Source organism: Streptomyces sp. NPDC059564 (genome assembly GCF_042735575.1).
In the GTDB taxonomy this organism is placed as follows: Bacteria; Actinomycetota; Actinomycetes; order Streptomycetales; family Streptomycetaceae; genus Streptomyces.
On the sequence record NZ_JBHWBP010000433.1, the window covers coordinates 1 to 5,785 of the forward strand.

Below are 5,785 nucleotides of genomic sequence, written 5' to 3' on the forward strand. Positions count from 1 at the left end.
AGACAGCTGACCCACCCCGCCCGGCGGCGGCCGCCCCTCCACCTCCCCGGCCGGCCGCCGCCGGGCCCTCCGCGATCCGGAAAGGCAGTCATGACGGCACCCGCCCGCCCCCTCCTCGCGTACCCGCCCCTGAGGCGGACCCGGTTACTGATCGCACTCCTGGCCGCCCTCGCCCTCCTCGGCCTCGGCACCTCCGGCGCGCCCCCGGCCCGGGCCGCCGGGGGAGCGGGAACCTCGGGAACCTTCCCCATCGTCTTCCAGAACAACACCAAGGGCGCGTACGCCGACACGCGGATCTACGTGACCGTCCTCGGCCAGGTCACGCCGGGCCAGTGGTCCTACATGAGGTCCGACGGCACGATGACCCACATCAACCACCTCGACGCCACCGCGCCCGGCCACCTCACCAAGAAGGGCGTGAACTACCCGAACATGTCCTTCACCCTGGCCCAGGCGGGCGGCCGCGTCCCCTCCCCGGCCTCGATCCGCGGCGGCCGGATCTACATCTCCCTCGGCTCCCCGCTGTACCTCCCGGTCTCACCCGACGACCAGGGCTGGGGCGGCCCCGACCTGCGCAACCCGGCGGACCCCAACAGCGACGTGTACTACGACTGGTACGAGTACACGTACGTGCAGGGCCAGGTCGCCTTCGGCGGCAACACCACCCAGGTCGACCAGTTCGGCTTCCCGATGACCTCCCGCCTCCAGCAGGCGTCGAGCGGCCACGACAGCACCCGGGGCATCACCCTCGGCCGGGCCCAGGTCATGGACCGGTACGCGGCCGCCGCCGGACCCGACTTCAAGCCGCTGCAGAACCAGTACCGGATCGTGGCCCCGCGCTCCGCGGGCGGCTTCCTGGAAGGCGGGTCGCAGCAGGCGTACCTCCAGGCGGCCATCGACCAGGCCTGGTCGTACTACACCTCCCACCAGTTCACCCTCACCCGGTTCGGCGAGACCTTCACGGGCCGCGCCTCCGGCGACACCCTCACCTTCACCAAGAACGGCGCCGGCCCCTTCGTCCTGCGCAAGCCCACCTCCCCGGACGTCATGGCCTGCGCGGGTGCCCTCGCCTCCGGCGGGGACGTCGAGAAGCAGCTCGGTGCGGAGTTCTGCGCGGCCCTCAACCGGGGCGTCGCGCTGAACACGGCGAACTGGTACGCGCCGGCCGCCTACTACCCGGCGGGGACCCCGAAGAACGACTACGCGGCCTTCTTCCACACCGTCGGCCTCGGCCAGCGGGCCTACGGCTTCCCCTACGACGACATCAACGACCAGTCCTCCGTCCAGATCCTCTCCAACGCCAACCCGCCCACCGCGCTGACCCTCGGCATCGGCTGGTAGGGGGAACGGGGCGGCCGGGCGTTCCCTCCCGGCCGCCCGTTCGTTTGGGGCGTATGAGGAAAAACGATGTAGCGGGGCCGGTGCCCGTACCCCGGCGGACGGTCGCCCGCCGGGTCCTCCTCGGCGCGGCGCTGGGGCTGGGGCCGCTGTCCTGGGGACCGGCGGGGCGGGCCGCCGCGGCGGGCGCGCGCCGTCCGGAGATCTTCGGCTGCGAGGAATGGGGAGCCCGACCGCCCGCCGGGCCCGTCACCGTGCTGGAGGCCCCGCCGAAGGGGATCGTGGTGCACCACACGGCCACCCCCAACCGGGACGACTTCTCCCCGGAGCACGCCTTCGCCCTCGCGCGGGCGGTGCAGGCCCAGCACATGGACGTCCGGGGATGGATCGACACCGGCCAGCACTTCACCGTGAGCCGCGGCGGCCACACCACCGAGGGCCGCCACCGCAGTCTCGCGGAGCTGGCCGGAGGGCGGCGGCAGGTGCGCTCCTCCCACTGCGTCGGCCAGAACGACGTGGCCATCGGCATCGAGGTCGAGGGCACGTACACCCGTGCGGACCCGCCCGCCGGCCAGTACGAGGCCCTGGTCGCCCTGTGCGCGCACATCAGCGACCAGTACGGGCTGGCGCCGTACGAGATCCACGGCCACCGCGACTTCAACGGCACCGCCTGCCCCGGCGACCGGCTCTACGCCCTCCTCCCCACCCTCCGCGACGACGTCACCGCCCGCTGCCGCCGGCTCTGGTAGGTGCGGTGGCCGCTACGAGAGCGCGTACCACTGGCTGGCCCAGCCGGTGTTGATGGTGCTGGTGGACTGCTCGGCCAGGTTCAGCGTGTCGGGCAGGGAGGTCTGGCCCGTCAGGACGGTGCTGTAGCGGAGGTTCGGCGGGGTCAGACCGGCATTGACCGAGATGCCGGCCCCCGTGGACTTCAGGGTGAGCGCGTTGGTGGCCCAGTTGCCGTTGAGCAGGAGCGCGATGAAGTACGTCCCGGGGGCGGCGGTGAACGGCCTGGCGAGGGGCAGCGGCTTGGCCACCGCGTCGGTCATCAGCTGGGGCGAGATGTCCGCGGTGGACGCGAGCCGGGTGCCGCCCGTGTTGTACAGGCCGAGGTAGCAGTTGGAGAGCTGGGCGTTCGGGTCGATGCCGGCCAGGCCCAGCCAGATGTTGGACACCGTGGTCGGCTCGCGCAGCACGATCCGCACCAGGGTGACCCGGCCGCCGACCCCGGCGGCCGACTGGGCGGTGACGTGGCCCGCGTCGCCCGGGTCGCCGGTCCAGGCGAGGAGGTTCTGGTCCTGCGGCCGGGGGCCCTGGTAGCCGGATCCGGAGCCGTTGCCCTGCGCGGGGGCGGGCGCGGAGGCCGCGGGGGTTGCCGTCCCGCGCGGGCTCTGGTCCGCCGAGGTGCAGCCGGCCAGGGCGAGCAGCGCCGTGAGCGCGGCGGCGAGGCCGGTCCTGGCGGTGGTGGTGCGCGTGCGCATGGTGGATCCCCCGTGAAGTGCTGGTGCAGACGGGGTCATGGTCACATGCGCGGGATCCCCGCCCGCGACCGGTCCGCCGCCGTGGCGCTCCACGGCGGCGGACCGGCGCCGTGCGTCAGCCGTCGATGCGGTGCTGGGTCCAGAACGAGGTCAGGTCCGTGGCCGTCGACGCCTGCGCGGCCGCCTTGAACTCGGCCGTCGTCGAGACTCCGTACCAGTGCGAAGTGGCGTAGTCCTTCAGGAGCTTGGCCATGGCGGTGTCACCGAGGACGCGCCGCAGGTCGTGCAGCGCGCACTTGCCGTAGCCGTAGATGACGGTGGAGTACCGGGAGGAATGCGCGTCCCAGTACGCCATCGAGTTGGTGATCTTCTCCGAGGCCGAGGCCCACGAGACGCTGTTCCAGCAGCTCGCCCCGGTCTTGTTCTGCGCCAGGTCGGTCGCGTAGTCCGTGAACGCCTCATCCAGCCAGGGGGCGTTGTACTCGTCGTCGCCGACGATGCCGTACCACCACTGGTGCGCGATCTCGTGCGTCAGCGCGGTGGTGCTGACCAGGTCGAGGACGAAGCCGGGGTACTCCATGCCGCCGAACCAGTAGTTGTTGTCGATCACCGCGTCCAGCTCGCCGTACGGGTACGCGCCGAACCGGGCCGCGTGCGCGTCCACGGCGGACTTGGCGGTGCTCAGCATCGACTGCGCGTCGGAGGAGCTGATGCCCGAGACGGAGTAGATGTTGACCGGGGTGCCGGCGGCCGAGGTGCCGGAGATCTTGCTGAACGGGCCAGCCGCCCAGGCGAAGTCACGGACCTTGGTGGCGGTGGCGGTGGTGAGGGTGCGACCGCTGGTGCCGGGGGTGTCGACGGAGGCGCCGGTGGCCGGTACGAGCAGGGTGCTCGGGTGGTCCAGGGTCACCTTGAAGTCGGAGGCCAGGGAGTAGAAGGACTCCCCGTTGTTGGTGTACGGGTCCAGGTGCCAGCCCGAGCCGTCCCTGACCGCGAGCACGGGCAGGGCGTTGCCGAGCATGCTGAAGGCCCCGTCGTAGCCGAAGCGGTCGGCGCCGCTGGGCACGGTGATGCCCAGGTCGAAGCCGATCGTGGCGCTCTGTCCCTGGGTCAGCGGGGCCGGGAGGTCGATCTTGAGGGCGGTGCAGCCTACGGTGAGGGCGCCCGCGGTGCCGCCGGTGACGTTGGTGACGGTGATCGGCATGGCCGCGCAGGTGCCGTGGTAGTTGTCCCACAGCCTCAGGTACACCTCGCCGAGCGCGGTGGCCGAGGCGTTGGTGAAGGTGGCGCTCTCGTGGCCGGTCCAGACGGTGCCGCTCGTGTTGCTGCTGAGGCTGACGGTGTACGAGGGCGCGGCCGGGGTGCGGGTGGAGTCCCCGGGCGGGGTCGTGCCGCCGGAGGTGTCGAGGGCGACGTCGTCGACGACGAAGCTCGTCTGGAGGCTGGAGTCCTCCGTGCCGGTGAAGGCCACGTTCACGGTCTGGCCCGTGAACGCCGACACGTCGAACGACTTCTGCGCGTAGCCGGTGTTCTTGTCGAGGTTCGAGTACGTCGCCAGCGTCGTCGTACCGATCTTCGCCGTCAGCTTGTCGTACTTGGTGGACGTGGTCGTCTCGGCGGTGTCGATGTGCAGCCAGAAGGTGAGCGTGGCGGAGCTGCATCCGGAGGGGATCGTGACGTTCTGGGAGAGGGTGTCGGTGTGCGTGCCGCCGACGCCGTTCAGCCAGGCGAAACTGCTGCCGCCGTGGGCGCTCTGACCCGCGCGGCTGGTGATGACGCTGGTCTGCGACTGGCTCCAGGGCGAAGTGCCGCTTTCGAAACCGCCGTTGGCGACCACCTGGGCCGGGGCGCAGGCCGCGGCGGCCCGGGGAGCCGCAGCGGGCGCGGTGGCGGCGCCGGCCTGGACGGCGGGGAGGACGGCGGCGGCCAGTGCGGCGACGGCGCACGCGGTCGCGGCGAGGACCTTGTGGGGGGTGGATCTCACGCGTAACTCCTTCGGGGCGGCCGGGATTCCGGCCTGCTCGGTGGCCGCCGGGCCGGCCGGGGTGCGCCGGAGGCAGCCGCGGGCTGCGCGCATGGTTCGCGCGATGGCGGAGGTGAGATGGGTCCGCTGCCGCCCTGGGTCGGGGCGACAGCTGGGCGAATCCTTACGGATTTGACCGGTGCATGCCATCAAGCCCGGGTAAAGTGTTCGCCCTCCCTGTGAGCGCCGCCCCCACCGGCCCGCCGCCCCAGCGGGTGCGCGGTACGCCCGAGTGAGGGAAGCTGAGGACGGGCGGACAAGACGGACGGACGGGTGAGGGAGGGTCTCGTGGAGGCTTCAGGAGACGGTCGGCACCTGCGCGCGCCCCGGCGCGGTATGCGGGTGGCGGGCCTGCTGTGCACGGTGGCCGCACTCCTCGCCGCGGCCGTACCGGCCTCGGCACGGACCCCGGCCGACCCGCCCTCGCGCCCGGTCGTACTGGTGGACTGCTTCTCGCAGGCCCAGGTGCGCCCCGAGAAGTACCTGCTGGCCTGCGGCGACGGCAACAACCAGCTCGTCGGGCTGCGCTGGCACAGCTGGGGACCGCACAGGGCGACGGCCACCGGCACGGACATGGTGAACGACTGCCGTCCCAACTGCGCGGCCGGCCGCTTCCACGCCTACCCGGTGAGGGTGACCCTGAGCGCGCCACGGACCTGGCCCGCCACGCCCGAGATCCGGCAGTTCACCACGATCCGGCTGCTCTACACCGACACCGCGCCGTCACCGGTCCCCAAGGACGTGACGTACCCGCTCGTCTACTGACGCGCGGCTCGTCCACCGGCACACCACGAGGCCCCGGGACGATGTCCCGGGGCCTCGTGCACTTCGCTGACCGCCCCGTTCAACGAGCGTCGGGGCGCGGGGTCACTGCCGTTTCTCAGGCCGCGGGGTGCGCGGAATCCGTTGGGTCCGCGCTCTGCGCGGCGGCCGGGCTCTGCGC

General features: G+C 72.3%; 5 protein-coding genes. 3 read left to right on the plus strand and 2 right to left on the minus strand.

All coding sequences use genetic code 11. From position 1 onward, the window contains the following. The first annotated feature begins 90 nt into the window (after window positions 1-90). Both ACFV0Q_RS37425 and ACFV0Q_RS37430 read left to right on the plus strand, forming a co-directional pair. On the plus strand, window positions 91-1,341 hold the full coding sequence (locus ACFV0Q_RS37425; protein WP_385011933.1) for a glycoside hydrolase family 64 protein: 1,251 nt from the start codon (window positions 91-93) through the stop codon (window positions 1,339-1,341). Between the two features lie 53 nt (window positions 1,342-1,394). Next, window positions 1,395-2,087 carry a peptidoglycan recognition family protein gene (locus ACFV0Q_RS37430; protein ID WP_385011935.1) on the plus strand — a complete coding sequence of 231 codons (693 nt, stop codon included), beginning with the start codon at window positions 1,395-1,397 and terminating at the stop codon, window positions 2,085-2,087. Window positions 2,088-2,099: 12 nt separating this feature from the next. Here the strand turns inward: ACFV0Q_RS37430 and ACFV0Q_RS37435 are convergent, their stop codons facing one another. After that, a complete protein-coding gene (locus ACFV0Q_RS37435) occupies window positions 2,100-2,819 on the minus strand; it encodes a hypothetical protein (protein WP_385011937.1) in 720 nt (239 codons plus the stop codon). 115 nt (window positions 2,820-2,934) lie between these two features. Beyond that, the gene (locus tag ACFV0Q_RS37440) at window positions 2,935-4,803 is read right to left on the minus strand and encodes a M1 family aminopeptidase (protein ID WP_385011939.1); all 1,869 of its coding nucleotides are present in this window, start codon (window positions 4,801-4,803) and stop codon (window positions 2,935-2,937) included. Window positions 4,804-5,130: 327 nt separating this feature from the next. Here ACFV0Q_RS37440 and ACFV0Q_RS37445 point away from each other — a divergent pair, with 327 nt between their 5' ends. Continuing rightward, a complete protein-coding gene (locus ACFV0Q_RS37445) occupies window positions 5,131-5,607 on the plus strand; it encodes a hypothetical protein (RefSeq protein ID WP_385011942.1) in 477 nt (158 codons plus the stop codon). The last annotated feature ends 178 nt before the right edge of the window (window positions 5,608-5,785 follow it).

What these genes read in the sequence shown, in the direction of transcription:
- ACFV0Q_RS37425 (WP_385011933.1), top strand. Translation starts at nt 91, where the DNA reads ATGACGGCACCCGCCCGCCCCCTCCTCGCGTACCCGCCCCTGAGGCGG.
- ACFV0Q_RS37430 (WP_385011935.1), top strand. Translation starts at nt 1,395, where the DNA reads ATGAGGAAAAACGATGTAGCGGGGCCGGTGCCCGTACCCCGGCGGACG.
- ACFV0Q_RS37435 (WP_385011937.1), bottom strand. Translation starts at nt 2,819, where the DNA reads ATGCGCACGCGCACCACCACCGCCAGGACCGGCCTCGCCGCCGCGCTC.